General features: G+C 71.3%; 18 protein-coding genes. 9 read left to right on the top strand and 9 right to left on the bottom strand.

What is annotated here, in order from left to right; all coding sequences use genetic code 11:
- On the bottom strand, positions 1–428 hold a 428-nt coding region (locus tag AB0B48_RS23205), incomplete at its 3' end, for a hypothetical protein (protein ID WP_357204741.1).
- A gap of 162 nt (positions 429–590) precedes the next feature.
- Here AB0B48_RS23205 and AB0B48_RS23200 point away from each other — a divergent pair.
- A complete protein-coding gene (locus tag AB0B48_RS23200; protein ID WP_357204739.1) occupies positions 591–944 on the top strand; it encodes a DUF6401 family natural product biosynthesis protein in 354 nt (117 codons plus the stop codon).
- Positions 945–1,011: 67 nt separating this feature from the next.
- Here the strand turns inward: AB0B48_RS23200 and AB0B48_RS23195 are convergent, their stop codons facing one another.
- Entirely contained in the window at positions 1,012–1,821 is an 810-nt protein-coding gene (locus AB0B48_RS23195; protein ID WP_357204737.1) for a hypothetical protein, read from the bottom strand.
- A gap of 198 nt (positions 1,822–2,019) precedes the next feature.
- On the opposite strand from AB0B48_RS23195, the gene AB0B48_RS23190 reads away from it, so the two are divergent.
- The 3 genes from AB0B48_RS23190 to AB0B48_RS23180 all read left to right on the top strand — a co-directional run bounded on the left by AB0B48_RS23190 (position 2,020) and on the right by AB0B48_RS23180 (position 6,266).
- Complete coding sequence (locus tag AB0B48_RS23190; RefSeq protein ID WP_357204735.1) at positions 2,020–4,158, top strand: SpoIIE family protein phosphatase; 2,139 nt, start codon at positions 2,020–2,022, stop codon at positions 4,156–4,158.
- A 26-nt stretch (positions 4,159–4,184) separates the two neighbouring features.
- A complete protein-coding gene (locus tag AB0B48_RS23185; RefSeq protein WP_357204733.1) occupies positions 4,185–4,862 on the top strand; it encodes an HAD family hydrolase in 678 nt (225 codons plus the stop codon).
- Between the two features lie 108 nt (positions 4,863–4,970).
- The gene (locus AB0B48_RS23180) at positions 4,971–6,266 is read left to right on the top strand and encodes a cation:proton antiporter (protein WP_357204731.1); all 1,296 of its coding nucleotides are present in this window, start codon (positions 4,971–4,973) and stop codon (positions 6,264–6,266) included.
- A gap of 9 nt (positions 6,267–6,275) precedes the next feature.
- On the opposite strand, the gene AB0B48_RS23175 is transcribed toward AB0B48_RS23180, so the two are convergent.
- Entirely contained in the window at positions 6,276–7,214 is a 939-nt protein-coding gene (locus tag AB0B48_RS23175; protein WP_357204745.1) for an FAD-dependent oxidoreductase, read from the bottom strand.
- Positions 7,215–7,318: 104 nt separating this feature from the next.
- Between AB0B48_RS23175 and AB0B48_RS23170 the strand changes: the two genes are divergently transcribed.
- The gene (locus AB0B48_RS23170) at positions 7,319–7,549 is read left to right on the top strand and encodes a DUF3072 domain-containing protein (protein WP_357204743.1); all 231 of its coding nucleotides are present in this window, start codon (positions 7,319–7,321) and stop codon (positions 7,547–7,549) included.
- A 442-nt stretch (positions 7,550–7,991) separates the two neighbouring features.
- On the opposite strand, the gene AB0B48_RS23165 is transcribed toward AB0B48_RS23170, so the two are convergent.
- From AB0B48_RS23165 to AB0B48_RS23155, 3 genes are all read right to left on the bottom strand, one after another.
- Positions 7,992–8,492, bottom strand: coding sequence for a metallophosphoesterase (locus AB0B48_RS23165; protein WP_357204729.1), 501 nt, complete (start codon positions 8,490–8,492; stop codon positions 7,992–7,994).
- Positions 8,493–8,623: 131 nt separating this feature from the next.
- A complete protein-coding gene (locus AB0B48_RS23160) occupies positions 8,624–11,497 on the bottom strand; it encodes a ricin-type beta-trefoil lectin domain protein (RefSeq protein WP_357204727.1) in 2,874 nt (957 codons plus the stop codon).
- Between the two features lie 152 nt (positions 11,498–11,649).
- Positions 11,650–13,479, bottom strand: coding sequence for a glycoside hydrolase family 15 protein (locus AB0B48_RS23155; protein ID WP_357204725.1), 1,830 nt, complete (start codon positions 13,477–13,479; stop codon positions 11,650–11,652).
- Between the two features lie 111 nt (positions 13,480–13,590).
- Between AB0B48_RS23155 and AB0B48_RS23150 the strand changes: the two genes are divergently transcribed.
- A complete protein-coding gene (locus AB0B48_RS23150) occupies positions 13,591–14,178 on the top strand; it encodes a general stress protein (protein WP_355007209.1) in 588 nt (195 codons plus the stop codon).
- 51 nt (positions 14,179–14,229) lie between these two features.
- On the opposite strand, the gene AB0B48_RS23145 is transcribed toward AB0B48_RS23150, so the two are convergent.
- On the bottom strand, positions 14,230–14,817 hold the full coding sequence (locus AB0B48_RS23145) for a DUF1684 domain-containing protein (RefSeq protein ID WP_357204722.1): 588 nt from the start codon (positions 14,815–14,817) through the stop codon (positions 14,230–14,232).
- A 33-nt stretch (positions 14,818–14,850) separates the two neighbouring features.
- Positions 14,851–15,420: a WHG domain-containing protein gene (locus tag AB0B48_RS23140; protein WP_357204720.1), complete on the bottom strand. Its 570-nt coding sequence runs from the start codon at positions 15,418–15,420 to the stop codon at positions 14,851–14,853.
- A 60-nt stretch (positions 15,421–15,480) separates the two neighbouring features.
- On the opposite strand from AB0B48_RS23140, the gene AB0B48_RS23135 reads away from it, so the two are divergent.
- On the top strand, positions 15,481–15,969 hold the full coding sequence (locus AB0B48_RS23135) for an FBP domain-containing protein (RefSeq protein WP_357204718.1): 489 nt from the start codon (positions 15,481–15,483) through the stop codon (positions 15,967–15,969).
- 61 nt (positions 15,970–16,030) lie between these two features.
- On the opposite strand, the gene AB0B48_RS23130 is transcribed toward AB0B48_RS23135, so the two are convergent.
- Positions 16,031–16,564 carry a GNAT family protein gene (locus AB0B48_RS23130; RefSeq protein ID WP_357204716.1) on the bottom strand — a complete coding sequence of 178 codons (534 nt, stop codon included), beginning with the start codon at positions 16,562–16,564 and terminating at the stop codon, positions 16,031–16,033.
- A gap of 157 nt (positions 16,565–16,721) precedes the next feature.
- On the opposite strand from AB0B48_RS23130, the gene AB0B48_RS23125 reads away from it, so the two are divergent.
- Together AB0B48_RS23125 and AB0B48_RS23120 are read left to right on the top strand one after the other, a co-directional pair.
- Positions 16,722–17,204 carry a MarR family transcriptional regulator gene (locus AB0B48_RS23125; protein ID WP_357204714.1) on the top strand — a complete coding sequence of 161 codons (483 nt, stop codon included), beginning with the start codon at positions 16,722–16,724 and terminating at the stop codon, positions 17,202–17,204.
- A gap of 10 nt (positions 17,205–17,214) precedes the next feature.
- Positions 17,215–18,201, top strand: coding sequence for a pirin family protein (locus AB0B48_RS23120; protein ID WP_357204712.1), 987 nt, complete (start codon positions 17,215–17,217; stop codon positions 18,199–18,201).
- Positions 18,202–18,302 lie beyond the last annotated feature (101 nt).

Raw genomic sequence — 18,302 nt, 5'->3', positions numbered from 1 at the left:
ACACCGGGCCCCCCCCGGCCCCGGCTACGGCGGTGTTCCTTCATCTCCGCCTCGTAGAGGTGGCGCCGCCCACCCACCAACTCGTCGCGGGCCTGCTTGTCCAACTCCCGGAACAGCGCGTGGTAGCCGTCGTCGAAGTCCTCGACGATCTGAAACGTCCACCGTCCGGCGATGACGTTGCGGCCGCGCAGCTCGGTGGCGATCCGGTCGGCGAGGCGCGGATGCCCGGCGGCCTGGAACTGTTCCACCGCCTCGTCGAGCATCAGGTCGGCATGACCGATCAACTGGTGCATCGAGTAGAGATGCCCCCGGGCCCGCTCCACACACTCCAGCGCCTCGCTGAGCTTCCCGAGCGCGGCGATCGTCGCGTCGCTGACACCGTCCGGCCGCCGGTGCCGCTCGTCGGGTCCGTCCGCCTGCTGTCCCATCCGTGCCTCCGTGCCGCGTGCGGTCGTTGCTGGGTGTTCTCCTGCTGCCCCGTCTGTGCCGGATCAATCCCCCAGGTCAGCGGCGAGCGCCCCAGTGGTGCAGCCGACATCCGCCGAGCGGACGAGGTCGACGCGAACACTGGTCGGTTAGCCTCGGTCACCATGCGTGTGCCGTTCAACCGGGTCGCCTCCCGTACCGCCGTCGACTCGGCGCGGTCCACCCTGGCCGCCCTCATCGTCTCCGTGGGCACTGTCGGGCTCGCCGCCGCCGCCGCGCGCCCGGGGCTGCTGGCCCTCGTCGACCAGCATGCGGCGGCCGTCCGGGACAGCCTCGACGGCGACCGCACGCCGCTGACCTCCGCGGCGCTCGCCGGCTACGCCGAGGGGGTGCGCGCCGCCGCGCTGGAGCACGGGTGGACGCCGCCGAGCGGGGCGGTGGACTGGAGCGAGCCGGAGTGGCTGCTCACCCGGCTGGTCGCGGTCTGCGCGCTGGCTCGCGCACTCGACCAGCACTGACACGCGAGGGGAGGGCACCCCGCGGCGTACGCGGAACACCCTCCCACCCGTCGTGCCGTTCCGCCCGCTACGAGCGGTACTGCTGGGCTTCGTCCACCCGAGGCATGGCCTGGGTGCGGTCACCCCCGCGGTCGGCCATCTGCCGCTCCACGTCGCTACGCCCGGCCGACGCGGCCTGACGTTGCTGCTGCACCGCCCGGGCCTCCTGGGCCGCCCGGTCCAGCCAGCCGTCCCAGCGCTTCTGCATCGGTTTCACCAGGCCGCCACCGACACCGACGATCAGGATGCCGGCCACCGTGGCGAGCACCGCGATCAGCACCGGAGTGGTCACCGTGGTGGCGATACCCACCTGGTTCAGGGCGGCGATCACGCCGAGCGCGATGATGAAGATCGCCGTCAGGTCGGCCAGCACCTTGCCGTACGAGAGCCCTCCCAACGCCCCGGTGACCAGATCCCGGACAGCGTTGGCGATCGCGGCCGCCACCACCACGATGACGATCGCGATGAACGCGCGCGGCAGCCAGGCCACCACGCCGCTGATCAGGTCACTGATCGCGTTGGGCCCCCAGACTCCGAAGGCGAACTGCAGCGTGAACAGCAGTACGGCGTAGTACGCCAGTCTGGCCAGGATGTCGCTGGCGTCGTACTTCGTTCTCTCCAGGGCCCGTTTGATGCCACCGCGTTCGACCGCCTGGTCGAAGCGCACCCGTTCCAGCACCGTATCCACGATCTTGAGGACGGCTCTGGCGATGAGCCAGCCGACCACGAGGATGACGATGAAGGCCACTGCCTTCGGGATGAAGAGCAGCACCGACCTCCAGGTGTCGGCGATGGCATCGCCGATGTCGGCCTGCCGGACCGCGAGGGTTTTCAGCATGATGTCCCTCCTGTCGCATGGACTGCGCCGGGCGCATACCCGGCAACCGGTCCGGCACTCCGCGCAGCGCGCGGCGTTTTTCCCGACAGACCTCCGGACAGGGGCCCTGAACTGCCCAAACGGCCAACGCGGCGGACTCGGCGACGGCCGGCCGCCGTGGTCGGATGCCTTTTCCGGTCGGCCGACTAGGCTGCGAACATGCCAGGAACGGTCGGGCGGGTCCCCACGCCAGCAACTCCGGGCCCGGGCGCACCCACCGGGTCCGGCCCGGCCGTCGGCGTGCTCGCCCACGACTGGGCCAACACCCCGCTCGGCCCGGCCGACAACTGGGACGTTGCCCTCCAGGCGGTGGTGGAGCTGGTCCTCGCTTCACCGATGCCGATGGCCCTGGCGTACGGCGACGACCTCGTCCTGCTCTACAACGCGGGCTACGCCGAACTGCTGGGCACCAAACACCCCAGCGCCCTCGGTCGTCCGGCCGCCGAGGTGTTCGCGGAGATCTGGGCGCTGCCCGGCGTCGGTGCGGTGATCGAGCGCTGCTACCGGCAGGGCGAACCCTTCCTGGAGAAGGAGTCCACCCTCCCGCTGGTCCGTGGGCACTCCGCCACGGTGGAGCAGGCGGTCTTCACCCGGGGCTACTCACCGGTGCGCGACAGCGCCGGGCAGATCGTCGGCGTGTTGACTGTCGCGGCCGAGACCACCCACGTCACCGAGCAGTTGCAGAGCCTCAGCGAGGTGGCCGCGGCGCTCGCCGGCACCCTCACCCTCGACGACGTGGCCCGGGTGGCGCTGCGGTACGCGATCACCACGTTCGACCCCGACCAGGCGTCGTTCGCCGTCGACGAGGGCGGCGGCGGCTGGCGCATGGTGCGTCGGGTCCGTGGTGAGTTGTTGGACGAGGCCGACGAGCGGCTCCCCCCGCTCTGGAGGCGCGCGCCGGCGGACTGGTCGGCCCCGGTGGTCCAGGCGGCCCGCTCCGGCGCCCCGTCGTTCACCCGCGACGGGCAGCCGCTGCGGGACACCGCCGTGGACCGCCACGACCAGAAGATCCGCGCGATGGCGGCCCTGCCGCTGGGCACCTCAGTGGTCCGCGGCGGGCTGGCGGTCGGGTACCAGGTTCCGCACACCTGGTCCCCCGCCGAACGGGCGCTGCTGGCCGCCTCCGCCGAGCTGATCGGCCAGGCCGCCGAGCGGGCCCGCCGTTTCGAGACCCAGCACGGCACTGCCCAACTGTTGCAGCGCAGCATGTTGCCGGAGCACCTTCCGGATCTTCCCCGGTTGCGGATCGCGGCCCGCTACGACCCGGGTGTGGACGGCAACGCGGCCGGCGGTGACTTCTACGACGCGTTCCTGCTGCCCAACGGCTCGCTCGGCGTGGTGCTGGGCGACGTCGCCGGGCACGACGTGCAGGCCGCCGCGCGGATGGGGCAGGTCCGGGCCGCGCTGCGCGCTCTGGCCCTGGCCGACCCGACGCCCGACGCGGTCCTGGCCGGCCTGGATCGGCTGGTGACCAGCCTCGGCGCGGAGGCCAGCACCCACGAGCTGTTCGTGACCGTGGCGTTCGGGGTGATCGACGCGGAGCGGCGGGAACTGACCCTGGCCAGCGCCGGTCACCCCGCGCCGTTGATCCGCCGCGGTGACGCGGATGGTCGGTTCCACGCCGAGTATGTCGACGTCCCGGCCGGGCCGCCGCTGGGGTTGGGCGGCCGGCCGGGCACCACGACCGTCCCGTTCCGCCCCGGTGACACCCTGCTGCTGTTCAGCGACGGGGTGGTGGAGCGTCGCCGGCAGAGCCTGAGCGCCGGGCTGGCCACCCTGAGCGACGCCATTGCCAAGGCCGGCAGCGGCGACCCCCGCGCGCTCTGCGCGGTGGCCACCGCGGCGGTCCCGGGCGGCACGGAGGACGACGTGGCCGTGCTGGCGGTCGAGCACGCGCTCAGACCGAGTCGTTCGGCGAGCATGGAGGTGCCCGCCGAGCCGACCGCGCCCAGCCGGGTCCGGCACTGGCTGACCGGCCAGCTCACCGAGTGGCAGGTGCCCGAGTCGGTGATCGGAGCGGCGGTGCTCTGCACCAGCGAGCTGACCACCAACGCGTTGCTGCACGCCGGCACTGCCGCCCGGGTGGAGATCGACCTCAGCGCCGAGCGGCTGCTCGTCTCGGTAGCCGATTCCGGCACCCGGGGGACCGTGACCCGGGCCCGTACCGACACGTTGAGCAGTCGCGGGCGCGGCCTCGGCCTGATCGAGGAGCTCAGCGACGCCTGGGGCACCGACCCCTCGGTCCGGGGCTCCACGGTCTGGTTCGAGATCCTCACGCCGCCAGCCGCGCAGCCCTGAGCCGCCCGATGGCAGGAGGACGCCTAATGGCCACCAACCGGCCCGCCGGGGTCCTCTTCGATGTCGACGGCACCCTGGTCGACACCACCTACCTGCACACGGTGAGCTGGTGGGAGGCGTTACGCCAGACCGATCAGCCGGTGCCGATGGCGGTGGTGCACCGTTCGATCGGGATGGGGTCGGACAAGCTCCTGGATCATCTCCTCGGCCCGGAGCGGGACCGCGACGCCGACTCCAAGCTGCGCGACGCGCACGACACCCTCTACGCCGAGTACTGGGAACGACTCACGCCGCTACCCCGGGCGGCCGACTTGTTGCGCGCCTGCGCCGAGCGGGGTTTGCGTGTCGTGCTGGCCACCTCCGCCTCGGAACCCGAGGTGGGCGCGCTTCGTCGGGCGCTGGGCGCCGAAGACGTGATCGACACGATCACCTCCTCCGCGGACGCCGAGCAGAGCAAGCCGGCACCGGACATCCTGGTCGCCGCGTTGGAGCAGTCCGGCTTGACCGCCGAGCGGGTGGTCTTCGTCGGCGACTCGGTGTGGGACGTCGTGGCGGCCGGCAAGTTGAACATCCCGTGTGTGGGCCTGACCTGCGGTGGCACCAGCCGCGGCGAGCTCGCCGGCGCGGGTGCCGTGGCGGTGTACGACGACCCGGCCGCGCTGTTGCACGAGTTGGCGGACTCGCCGCTCACCCGACCCCGGTGAGGATCACTCGGGTCCACCGGCACCGACGCGCATAGCCGGAGCCCTTGCGGGGCAAGGACTGTCACCACCTGCCCGCACCTCGCGGGTGCGGGCGGAAAGGTGGTGCCGGTGGAGCCGGTAGATGTGGCGTTCGCACTGGTGGGTCTGGGCGCGCTGCTCGCGGGCATCCTGCCGCGGGTGCTGGAGCGCCGCCCGCTGTCCATGCCGATCGCCTTCCTCGCCCTCGGCATGCTGGTGTTCCTGCTGCCGGTCGGGCTGCCGTCGCCGGACCCCCTGGCCCACCCGGAGCTGGCCACCCACCTCACCGAGATCGGGGTGATCGTTGCGCTGATGGGCGCGGGGCTGAAGATCGACCGGCCGTTGAGTTGGCGGCGGTGGTCGTCCACCTGGCGGCTCCTGGCGATCGCGATGCCCCTGTGCATCGCGGCGGTGGCAGTGCTCGGCTGGTGGTGGGCGGGGCTGGTGCCGGCCGCCGCGCTGCTGTTGGGTGCCGCGCTGGCGCCCACCGACCCGGTGCTCGCCGCCGACGTGCAGGTCGGCGAGCCGACCGACGTGGAGGATTCCGAGGACGAGGTCCGCTTCGCGTTGACCTCCGAAGCCGGCCTGAACGACGGGCTGGCGTTCCCGTTCGTCTACGCGGCCATCGCCATCGCCTCGACCAGCCTCGCCCCGAGCGACTGGTTGGCCGAGTGGTTCACAGTGGACGTGCTGTGGAAGATCAGCATCGGCGTCGGCGGTGGCCTGCTCATCGGCTGGTTGCTCGGCAAGCTGTTCTTCCGCGCACCCAGCGAGCTGCGGCTGGCCCGGCACGCCGAGGGCTTCCTGGCGCTGGCCGCCACGTTCCTGGCGTACGGGCTGGTGGAGGTGGTCGGCGGGTACGGCTTCCTGGCGGTGTTCGTGGCCGCCCGGGCCATTCGGGCCGCCGAACGGACCCACGAGTTCCACTCGGTGCTGCACGACTTCGCCGAGCAGGTCGAACGGCTGCTCACCCTGGTGCTGTTGCTGCTGCTCGGCGGCGCGATAGTGGGTGGTCTGCTGGGCCCGCTGACCTGGCCGGCAGCCGCCGTCGGGCTGGCGCTGGTGTTCCTGGTGCGGCCTCTGATCGCCTGGCTGTCGTTGCGCGGCGCTCCCGGACGCCCGGCCGAACACTGGGTCATCTCGTTGTTCGGCATCCGCGGCGTCGGCTCGTTCTACTACCTCGCGTACGCCACCACCAAGGCCGACTTCCCGCAGGCCGAACTGCTCTGGGCGACCGTCGGGCTGGTGGTGCTCGTCTCCGTCGTGGTGCACGGCATCACGGCGACCCCGGTCATGCAACTGCTGGACCGGGAGGGAGAGCGAACCTCCGACCCGGCCGAGCGGGACGCCGACCCTCGCCCCGTCGCGGCAGCCGGGCACGCCTGACGGGGTGACTCAGGCCAGGCGGGCGGCCAGCGCACGGCCCAGGTCCCGGCCGGAGCGCCAGGCGCTCTGCACCCGGGGCTTGCCGAACGCGTCGCCGGCCAGGCCGATCCCGTCGGCGTCGAGGTGGTAGGTGGCGCCGCCGGCGTCGCTGGTCGGCTTCGCGTACGTCCAACGGTGCACGTGCACGTCGACGGCCGGCTCGGGCAGCCCGAGCAGGTCCCGGACGGCCTGTTCGATCGCCGGGCCGGCCCCGGTGGGTTGAGCCAGGTGCCCGGCCGCGAACGCCGGCACGGTGTGCGCGACCAGCACCGGCGCGCCGTCACCGCGCCGGTCGCCGTCGTCGCAGACGAGGTTGAGCACCGGGTGCTCGTTGACGAACGCGCCCCGGAAGTCCGGCCAGCGCCGCGTCGGGAAGCGCAGCACCGCGGCCAGCGACGGCGACCAGCGTTGCTCCTGTACGACCCGGGTGGCCTCGGTCAGGGCCGGGTCGAGCAGCAGGGCGGCCTGCGGACCCGGCATGGCCAGGGCGACCGCCGCACACGGCTGCCCGTCGACGACCGGGCCGGGTTCCACTGTGAGCACCAGCCGGTCGACGGTCACCGGTACCGCGCCGGCCAGGTGCTCGACCAACGAGCGAAGCCCACGGGGAGCGGCGTAACGCATCGGCCCGGCCACCTCGTGGTTTCCACTCCGGTCGTACGCCAGGAAGGTGTCGGTCCATTCGTGGACGAGCCCGGCGGCGCGCCACTGCTCGACCAGTGCGGCGAAGTCCGGGTCGGTGGCGGTGAAGTAGGCGGCGCCGATGTCCGCGGGCCGGCCCTGGAAGCGTTTGCTGGCCATCCGGCCACCGCAGACGTGCCCCCGCTCCCGGACCTGCACCGGCACCCCGGCCCGGGTCAACTCGACCGCACAGGCCACCCCGGCTATGCCCGCCCCGACCACCACCACGCTCGACCGGTCCTTCGTCATCCGATGATCGTAGGTGGCGGGGTTCGGGCATGAACCACCAATGATCGGGGTACTGGCACACCTGTTCGAAAGAAAGGGTGATGATGATGACGGACCGCCGCACCGAGCAGGTCGACCAGAACGCCGACCAGAACGCCGCGATCAAGGACCCGGACGAGTGGGTCACCGGGGACGAGCCGCCGACCGCCGCTCAGGAGTCCTACCTGAGCACGCTGGCCCGGGAGGCCCACGCCGACCTCCCGGACGACCTGACCAAGGCCGAGGCGTCCAAGCGCATCGACGAACTCCAAGCCAAAACCGGCCGAGGCCAGTAACCCCACAACTCCATGATCGGCGAGGCGCCGCTCGCACCCTCTCCACGCGATCTTGCACTTGCTGTCGCGACAAAAGGCACGCAAGGCGCAGAACAACGACAGCAAGTGCAAGATCGCGGGAGTAGGAAGCAGGGAGCAGGGGCGAGGAGGGGCCCCGCCTCGCCCCTGCCACCCCGCCCGCGGACTGCCCTGCCGCCGTTGGCCGTCAGGCCCAACGGCTGGCCAGGGATGAGCGCTGGAGCCACATCCGCTGATGAGCCTGATGTCTCCGAGTCATCGTGATGACTCACAGACATCACGCTCATCAGAGTGAGGCCCTCCAGGTCATGCGCAGGGAGCAGGGGCGAGAGGGCAGGGGCGAGAGGGCAGGGGCGAGAGGGCAGGGGCGAGGGGCGAGAGGGCGAGAGGGAGGACGACGGGGCGCAGGGCCTGGGGAGGGCAATCAGGGGCGGGGCAGGGGGTGCAGCTTCACCTCGGTCAGGCTGCCCTCGTGCACCTCGGCGGTGAGGTAGGTGGCGTGGGGTTGGGAGCGGCGGTCGGTGGGTGACCCGGGGTTGATCAGGCGTAGCCCACCGGGCGCCTCGGTGTCCCAGGGAATGTGCGAATGCCCGAACACCAGCAGGTCGACGTCGGGAAAGCGAGCCGCGCACCGCTTCTCCCGGCCGGTCCGGGGGCCCGTCTCGTGCACCACAGCGATCCGCAGGCCGTCGAGTTCGACCTGGGCCACCTCCGGCAGCCGGGCGCGCAGCGCCGGCCCGTCGTTGTTGCCGTACACCCCGATCAGTCGGCGCGATCGCACCGTCATGGCGTCGAGCAGGGCCTCGTCCACCCAGTCGCCGGCGTGCACCACCACGTCGGCCGCGTCGATGGCCGCCCAGAGGGGCCCGGGTAGGTCCCGGGCCCGCTTGGGTAGGTGGGTGTCCGCCGTGAGCACCAGCCGCATACCCGGCATTCTCCCCCGAGTCCTGGCCGCCCACCCGGGGGACGTGGGTGGACGGCCGGGCTCCGCCTCCGCCGCCCGGCCCCGTGCGTCATCGACGCTCGGGTACGGGTACCGAGCCGTTCAGGGGGCGGTCAGGGCAGGGTCCAGCGTTGCGCCCCGGTGCCGTTGCAGGTCCAGATCCGCAGTTGCCGTCCGTCGGTGAGATCCGAGTTGGGGATGTCCAGGCAACGCCCGGACTGGGGGTTGCGCAGGCTGCCGTCCGACTGGGCGGCCCACTGCTGGGCCCCGGTGCCGTTGCAGTCGTAGAGCTGCACGAGGGTGCCGTCGGTGGTGCCGCTTGCCTTCACGTCCAGGCACTTGGCGAGCCCTCGCACCGTGCCGTCGCCGGGCAGGGTCCAGCGCTGGGCGGCGGTGCCGTTGCAGGTCCAGGTCTGCACTTTGGTGCCGTTCGCGGTCTGGCTGGAGGCGATGTCCGCGCACTTGCCGAGGGCCTTGACCTCACCGGTGCGCGCGCCGCCGGTGCCGACGCCCGGGCCGGTGAAGGTGTAGCTGTCCACGTCCAGCAACGCCCCGCTCCCGCCGGTGACGACCAGGTACAGGTCGTGGGTGCCGTCGTCCGGCTTGGTCACCGTGGCGCTCAGCTCTGTGTAGTTGTCCCAGCCGCCGGTGTTCGGCACCGCGATCCGGGCGACCTCGGTGCCGGTCGGTGAGTCGTACCGGAAGGAGAGGGTGCCGCCGGGGCCGCCGGAGGAGACCCGGGCCCGGACGCCGGTGATCCCCTTGAGGCTCACCGCGTGGTGTCGGACGCTCTCGCCGCTCTGGACGTCACCCAGCCGCTTGCCACCCTCGGCCGCCGCCTGGTCGATCACCTTGGGGCCGTTGAGCTGGACGAAGTGCTCGGCCTGCCACTGTTTCGGGTAGAGGCTGATCTCCTGCTCACCCGTGAGTGCGACCGAACCGGTCGCCCCACGATCGGTGTAGCTGCCCCGCAGGACGAAGAACAGCACCGAGTCGGGGCCGGCGTGCACCGGTCCGGTGTTGAAGGTCGCGCCGCATCCGGTCCCCTCCCCCTCCTCGTGGGCGTGCTCCTGGTGGCCCAGCGCCGCCCGGACGACCACCGCCGAGCAGGCCGGCGTGCCGTCCTGCGGGTCACTGGCCGTGGCGCCCACCGTCAGGTCCTGCTCCCAGTCGAAGAGTCCGCCGGCGGGCAGTCCGGTCAACGTGACAGTAGGTCGGTTGTTGCCGACCACCACCGACACCACTGTGGTGGCGCTGCGGCCGGTGCCGTCGTTGACGGTGAGCCGGGCGCTGTAGCTGCCGTTCGCGGAGTACGTGAAGGACGGGTTCGCCGCTGTCGAGTCGGTGCTGCCGTTGTTCGTGAAGTCCCACGCGTACGTCAGCGGGTCGCCGTCCGGGTCCGAGCTGCCGGCGCTGGAGAAGGTCACCGCGAGGGGTGCCAGGCCGTTGTCCCGGTTGACGGTGGCCTTGGCCACCGGCGACCGGCCACCCTGGACGTAGTTGATTTTGTAGAGACCCGCGTCGACCGCGCCGGAGAAGTAGCCGCTGCCGTATTCCAGCAGGTAGAGCGAGCCGTCCGGGCCGAACTGCCAGTCGATGGGGTGGACGAGTTGCATGCCGGCGAGCACCGGCTCGATGACTGTCGGTGCCCCGGTGGACGGGTTGCCGTTGTCGAACTGGACCTCCTTGATCCAGTTGCGGCAGTACTCGGAGATCAGCCACTTGTTGTCGTAGTAGGCCGGCCACTTCACGTCCGAGACGAGGTTCGGGTCGTAGTGGTAGACCTCGACGTGGTTGGGCGATCCGCACCCACCCGGGTTGTCCAGCGCCGGCCAGTCCTCACTGCCGCCGTGCTGCTCCCAGACGAGTGCCGGTCTGGTCGGCGGTAGCTGCTGGACGCCCGTGTTGCGGGGTGAGTTGTTCACCGGTCCGGTCGAGCCGCCGCAGGGGAACCAACCACGCGGTGTGGCGGTGGCGAAGTCCCAGTCGTTGTAGGCGACGTTGGGGCCGCCACAGTACGGCCAGCCGTAGTTGCCGGGCCCGTTGGCCCGGTTGAACTCGTCGTAGGCCGCCGGGCCGCGGTTGGCGAGGTCGGTGCCGGCGTCGGGGCCGACCTCACCCCAGTAGAGGGTGTTGTTCGCCTTGCGGTCCACCCAGATCCGGTACGGGTTGCGCACACCCATCACGTAGATCTCCGGGCGCGTCAGGGCGGTGCCGGCGGCGAAGAGGTTGCCGGCGGGGACGGTGTAGCTGCCGTCGTTCTCCGGGTGGATCCGGTTGATCTTGCCGCGCAGGTCGTTCGTGTTGCCGGAGGTGCGCTGGGCGTCGTACTGGGCGTTGCGGTTCGTCCGCTCGTCGATCGGGGCCATCCCGGCGGAGTCGCCGCCGGAGTTGGTGTTGTCGCCGACGGCGAAGTACAGGTTGCCGACGGTGTCCCAGCTCATCGAGCCGGCCGAGTGGCAGCACAGATCGCGTTCGGTGGGCCACTCGATCAGCATGTCCTCGCTGCCCGGGTCGAGCAGCAGCGTGGACGGGTTGAAGGTGAACCGACTGATCCGGTTGACCAGTGGGGTGACCTTCGGCGAGTAGAAGAGGTAGACCCAGCGGTTGCTCGCGAAGCTCGGGTGCAGGGTGATGCCGATCAGGCCGTCCTCGAAGCGGGCGTCCAGCGCCAGGGTGAGGGCCACTGTGGTGGACCTGGTCGCCGGGTTGTAGAGGCGGACCTGACCACCGGCGCTGCTGGTGCCCCGGTTGATGTAGAAGACCTTGCCGTCGGGCGCCACGGCCAGTTCGATCGGTTCGCCCATGGACAGGCCGCCATCCAGTGCGACCTTCTCGAAACCGGCGGTGGCGGGCGGAGCGAGGGCGGCGGCCTGGGCCGGGGACGCGGCCGGCAGAACGCTTGCCTGCGGGACGAGACAGAGGGTGACCAGGACGGTGAGCAGTGTGGTGGCGCTGACGAGACGTCGGCGCGGTGTGCGGGACACGAGACCTCCAGCTGTCCGGGGGATCTCGGTGCCGCTCCCGCCGACTGGAGGAGCACCGCAGGGTGTCCCGGACATTAACGTCTTTCACTGGAAAGCGATAGAACTTCGCGTTGCCAGATAGAAAGTTGTCACGATCTCCGCGAAAGTCCGGCTCAGCGGTCCACCGGAGAGAAGTACGCCGGGGGCATCCCGCACTGACGCAGCGTCGGGTCCCGCTCGACGTCGGTCAGCACACCGGCGGCGTTGATCAGGCCGATGTGGGAGAACGCCTGCGGGAAGTTGCCCAGCTGCTCCCCGGTCAGCGGGTCGATCTGCTCGGCGAACAGGCCGAGGTCGTTGACCCGCTCCGCCAACCCTCGGAACAACTCGTGCGCCCGGTCCCGCTCACCGGCCAACGCCAGGCAGCACACCAGCCAGAACGAGCAGATCACAAAACCCGCCGGGTCACCGTCCCAGCGCCGCAGCAGGCCGTCGTGGGAGAGCCGCTGCTCCACCGCGCGGATCGTCGAGCGCATTCGCGGGTCGTCGGCCCGCAGGAACCCGACCAGCGGCATCACCAGCACCGAGGCGTCCAGGCCGTCGGATTCGAAACTTCCGGTGTACGACTGGAGCCGCTCGTTCCAGCCCCGCTCGAACACCTCCGCGCGCACCGCGTCGCGGGCGGCCGCCCAGCGGGCCACGTCCTGCGGCTCTCCGAGCCTGTCACCAAAGCGGACCGCCCGATCCAGGGCGACCCAGCACTGCACCTTCGAGGACACGTGGTGGTGCTGGACGCCGCGCTCCTCCCACATGCCCGCGTCGGGCAACTCCCAGTCCCGCTCGGCCTGGTCGGCGAGCACCCGGAGCACGTGCTGCACCTCCGGGTCCAGCGGCTCCAGCTTGTCGCGCATCAACCAGGCGGCATCCATCGCCTCGCCGAAGATGTCGGTCTGCCGCTGCTGCCACGCGTCGTTGCCGATCACCACGGGTGGGCTGTCGCGGTAGCCGCCGAGCTGTTCCAGGCGGTGCTCGGTGAGGTCCCGCTCCCCCAGCACCCCGTACATGATGGGCACCGGCCTGTCGTCGATGCGGCCCATCGCCCGGCCCAACCAGGCGAACTGCCGCTGCACCTCGTCCAGGCACGCCGTCCGCCACAGCGCCCGCAGGGTCAGGCTGAAGTCGCGCACCCAGACGTAGCGGTAGTCGTAGTTGCGGTCCCCGCCGAGTTTCTCCGGTAGCGAGGTGGTCACCGAGGCCACCACCGCTCCGCTGGGCCGGTACGTCATGCCCTGCACCACCAGCCGGCTGCGTCGCACCTGCTCGGGGTAGAGCCCGTCGTAGGGGTGTTCGGTCGACCAGGAACGCCAACCCGCGACCGTGTCGGCGATGGTCTGGTCGGCGTCCGGCACCTCCGGCAGCGGGGCGTCGTAGGTCGGGGCGTACCCGAGGGTGAAGTTGTGTTTCGTGCCGGCGCGGACGGTGAACGTCCCGGTGGCCTCGCCGTCCAGGGCGGTCAACCGCTCGCTGCAGCGCAGGGTGAGTCGGGCGGCACCGGCGATCGCCTCCAGCATGTCCTTCCGCTCGATCAGGTACGCGATGGTGCGGCCGTACTCGAAACGCGGCCGGTAGTGCACCCGCATCTGCACCGAACCGGACAGGCCCTCCACCGAACGGACCAGCACCTGCGGCGAGTGCAGACCGACGTCGTGACCGCGTGAGCCGGGCTCGAAGGCGAGCGCGTCGGTCAGCGCGACCTCCCCGTGCGCGGTGTGGAAGACCGTCCGCAACACCAAGGTGTCCTCAAGGTAGGAGCGCTCGACCCGGTAGTCGCCCTCGGGCTGGATGGACCAGTGCCCGGCGTTGTCGTCGAGCAGCCGCCCGAACACCGACGGGGCGTCGAAGCGGCCCGGGCACCACCAGTTGACCGAGCCCGAGGCGTCCACCAGCGCCGCGCTGCGGCCATCGGCGAGGAAACCGTAGTCGCTGATCTGTCCGCTCTCCACCTGACTGGCTACCCGGGCAGTCGCCGCCCATTCCCCTCCTGCCCGGCGACGGACAACGCGTTACCGGTCGGCCTGGGCGGGAACCCGGGGAGCTGACGAGGGAGGATGCTCATGACGTCAGCTTCGGGGCCGACCGGCAACTGGCGGCCCGGCACACAGGGTGGCGACCTGCTTCCATCCGGACCGGCCGGCCGGCTGTCGACACCGAGCGGGAACGGCAACGGGCCCGAGGGCGGGCCGCCGACCGTGACGATCGGCTCGTACCCGGACTATCCGACCGCACAGCGGGTCGTCGACTACCTGGCCGACAACCGCTTCCCGGTGGAGCACAGCGCCATCGTCGGCACCAACCTCACCCTGGTGGAGACGGTGCTCGGGCGAATGACCACCGGTCGAGCCGGCCTGCTCGGCGCCGGCACCGGCGCCTGGTTCGGGCTCTTCATCGGCCTGTTGTTCGGCATCTTCACGGTCGGCAACTGGCTGGCGGTGATCCTGGTCGGGCTGGTCATCGGCGCGATCTGGGGTGCCGTCTTCGGCGCGGTGGCGCACGCCATGACGGGCGGGCAGCGCGACTTCACCTCGGCCAGCTCGCTGCGCGCCGGGCAGTACGCCGTGACCGTCGACGCACAGCTCGCCGACCAGGCGCGACAGCTCCTCGGTCGGATGCAGATGCCCAACTCGGCGACGAACGCCCGCTGAGCGACGTTCGATCGGCCGTCCCGGCACACACCGGGGCGGCCGTTTCGTCGTTCAGTCGTGGTACGCCAGCTCGCCGGCCCGCAGCGGCACGTCGACCCGGTTCTCCGGCGGTGCCAGCGGGCAGGCCCAGCGGTCGTCGTACGCGCAGCTCGGGTTGTAGAGGTAGTTGGCGTCCAGCCGGACCCGGTCACCGGGCAGCACCTCGACGCCCCGGCCGAAGGTGCCCTTCACCGTGTCGGTGAGGTACCGCCCTCCCCCGTAGCTGTCCCGCCCGCAGGTGCCGTCGCGCAGCGGAACGAACAGCCCGCCCCCGTACGCCTCGATCCACCACAGGGTCAGCGGCCCCCACGGCGTCTCGGCCACCGCGACCCGCCGGTACGCGACCACCCCGTCCGGGCCCCCGGTGTCGATGCGCAGCTCACCGCTGGCCGAGCGCAGGGGCGCTTCGACAACGGCCTCGGGATTGGGCGGGAAGTAACGCACCCCGGCGAAGTCGGGTCGCTCCGCCACCGGGATCGGGCTCTGCGGGTGGTTGGCGAAGAGTTCGTCGCGGCCGGCGCGGAAGCCGGCCAGGTCGACGTCGGACAGGTACAGCCGGGCCACCCGCTTCCGCCAGTCGGCCAACTCCAGATCATCCACGCCACCGAGCCTATGCCGTGGCTCCGCGGCAGCTCAGCGCGACGGCCAGTTGGTGAGGACGGCGTCGAGGGCGTCCAGGGTGCGCGACCAGGAGTCGTCGGCGGGGCGCGGGGTGTGCCGGAAGCCGCCGGTCTTCTCCAGACTGACGAACCCGTGGAACGTGCTGTGCATCATCCGTACCGCGTCGGTCTGGTCCGGCTCGGAGAGCTGGTAGCCGCGCAGGATCGCCCGGGTCATCTCGGCGTGCCGGACGCCCGCGCTCGCGGCGGCCGTCTCCGGGTCGAGGTCGATCTGCATGGCCGCGTATCGGCCCGGGTGCTCTCGCGCGTAGTCGCGGTACGCGTTGGCGAACGCGACGAGAGCATCCTTGCCGGCCCGGCCGGCGAGCGCGGCGGCGACCCGGTCGGCCAGCTCCGCCAGCGCCAGCAGGGCCATTCTGACCCGTAGTTCGCGCGCGTTCTTGAGGTGGAAGTACAGGCTGGCGTCCTTGACCCCGAAGTGGCGTGCGAGGGCGGCGACTGTGACGTTCTCCAGGCCCACCTCGTCGGCCAGCTCGGCCGCGGCCAGCGTCAGACGTTCGGCGGTCACCCCGGCACGTGCCATGCAGCACACTCCCAACCTGTCCCCAATAATCACTTGCCTAGAAGGGCTAGGCTACTACCTATGTTGGTCCTGACCGAATCCGTCATCCGCGCGTCCTTCGTCAATTGCAGTCGAGGCGAGGCGAAGCGGCTGACCGTACCTAACGATCTTGAAATGCGGCCGTGGGACGACCTCGACTTCCTCGGCTGGCGCGACCCGTCCGCGCCACAGCGGGCCTACCTGGTCGCCGAGATCGACGGCAAGCTGGCCGGGGTGGTGCTGCGGGCCGCGACGCACCAGACGGGGCGCGTGCGGCACAGCATGTGCTCGTTCTGCCTGACCACGCACCTGGGCGGAGGCGTCTCGCTGATGACCGCCCCCAAGGCCGGCCCGAGCGGGCGGCAGGGCGACTCCGTGGGCACCTACCTGTGTTCCGACCTGGCCTGCTCGCTCTACCTGCGGGGCAAGAAGCACGCCGGGCCTCCCGCGCCCGAGCCGCTGCCCCTGCCGGAGAGGATCGACCGCGTCAGGAGCGCCCTCGCGACGTTCCTCCGCAAGGTCACCGAGTGACGGGTCGCGGCAGACGGCGCGGCCGGGGCCGAAGCGTGTTCGGACCCCGGCCCGCCTGCGGTTAGCGGTCGGTGGCCAGGCGGGCGTGCAGGTGCTCGTCGTAGCGGCGGCCGTCGCCGTAGCGGTACGACTCGCGCAGGGTGCCCTCGGCCGGGTAGCCGGCGCGCTCGGCGACCCGGCAGGACGCCGGGTTGGCCACCGCGTGACACAACTCCACCCGGTGCAGCCCGAGATCCGCGAACGCCCACTCGGTGAGCCGGACGACGGCGCGCGCCGCCACCCGACGCCCCCGCGCCGCGGGCATCGTCCAGTAACCGATGGACGCGTCGCCGTCGCGGATATTGTGCAGCGACACCGAGCCGAGCAGCTCGCCGCCGGCCGCCGCGGTGACCGCCATCGAGGCGTGGCCGCCGGTGGACCAGTCGGCCCGGCGACGCACCCAGAGCAGCGCGACCTCGTCGTCGATCGGGCCGCCGCCCTGCGGGTTCCACTGGGCGATCGCCGGATCACGGAGGGCGTCGCGCACCGCCGGGGCGTCCTCGTCCCGCCACGGGCGCAGCAACAGGTCGGCGGCGCAGAGTTCCACGTGTTCCACGAGGCCGGAGTCTGGCACAACCTACGGCCTGGGCGCCGCTCGTTTCACACGGGCTTATTTCAAAGCTGCACGAACTGACGCTCAACACCCGTGGAAGTGACCGACGCAACGCTCAAACGATGTTATTTAAATTTGAAAGAGTGCTACCGTCGTGGGCATGACCGAGAGCCTGGACAGCACCCGAGAGGCCGCCTGGCGCGCCTACATCGAGGCCAGCCAGCGTCTCTACACGCAGTTGGAAGAGGATCTGCGGGTCGCCAGCGATCTCAGCTTCTCCGACTACCACGTGCTGGTCCTGCTCTCCGAGGCACCCGGGCAGCGGCTACGGATGGGCGAGCTGGCCAGCCGGCTGATCTTCTCGCCCAGCCGCCTCACCTACCAGGTCTCCTCCATGCAGCGTCGTGGCCTGGTCAGCAAGGAGCCCTGCCCGGACGACCGGCGCGGCAGCGAGGCGGTCCTCACCGCCGCCGGGCTGCTCGCCCTGCGAGAAGCCGCACCCCACCATCTGGCGTCGGTGCGTACCCATCTCATGGACGACCTCGACGATGCCGAGGTCGCCTGCCTCACCCGGGTCTTCGACCGGCTCGGCGAGCGCCTGCGGGCATCGCGGGCCAGCTCGACCACCCCCGCCTCACGCTAGGAGCCTCGACATGCCCGCGATCACCGTCGACAACGTTCTCGTCCTTCCCCGCCTGCCCCAGCTCGACGAGGCCACCACGATCCGCCCGGTCCGCACGGTGACCACGGCGCCCAGCGGCTTCGAGGGTGAGGGCTTCCCGGTCCGTCGCGCCTTCGCCGGGGTGTCGACCACCGACCTGGACCCGTTCATCCACCTCGACCAGATGGGCGAGGTCGACTACGCGCCGGGCGAGCCCAAGGGCACCCCGTGGCACCCGCACCGCGGCTTCGAGACCGTCACGTACATCATCGACGGCGTCTTCGACCACCAGGACTCCAACGGCGGTGGCGGCACCATCACCGACGGCGACACCCAGTGGATGACGGCGGGCAGCGGCCTGCTGCACATCGAGGCGCCGCCGGAGCACCTGGTCATGAGCGGCGGGCTCTTCCACGGCACCCAGCTGTGGGTCAACCTGCCCCGCTCGGCCAAGATGAACCCGCCCCGCTACCAGGACATCCGGGGTCGGGAGTCGGCGCTGCTCACCACGCCCGACGGCGGCGCGCTGATCCGGGTCATCGCCGGCGAGGTCGCCGGGCACCGCGGTCCGGGTTCGACCTTCACCCCGATCACCATCACGCACGTCACCGTGCAGCCGGGCGCGCAGGTCGACCTGCCCTGGCGGCCCGACTTCAACGCCCTGGTGTACGTGCTGGGCGGTCGCGGCACGGTCGGCACCGACCGGCGTCCGGTGCGTACCGGCCAGCTCGCTGTGCACGGCCCGGGTGACGCGCTGCGGTTCAGCGCCGACACCTCGCAGGACAGCAACACGCCGGCACTGGACCTGTACATCATGGGTGGTCAGCCGATCCGGGAGCCGGTGGCACAGTACGGCCCGTTCGTGATGAACACCCGGGACGAACTGCTCACGGCGTTCGAGGACTTCAAGGCCGGCCGCCTCGGCGTGATCCCCACCGAGCGGCTCCCGCACACCGGCGGCCAGGGCACCCGACCCTGACCACCGTCGACCGCTGAGGTCGGCGCCGACGCCTCCGGTTCAGCCCGGGGGCGTTGCCGGGATCTTTGCGGTCTCCTGAGGTGGCGCCGACGCCCCCGGGC

Source organism: Micromonospora sp. NPDC049089 (genome assembly GCF_040648775.1).
Classification (GTDB): Bacteria; Actinomycetota; Actinomycetes; order Mycobacteriales; family Micromonosporaceae; genus Micromonospora.
Note: the sequence above shows the minus strand (reverse complement) of the source record. Positions and strands in the feature narration are given on the sequence as shown.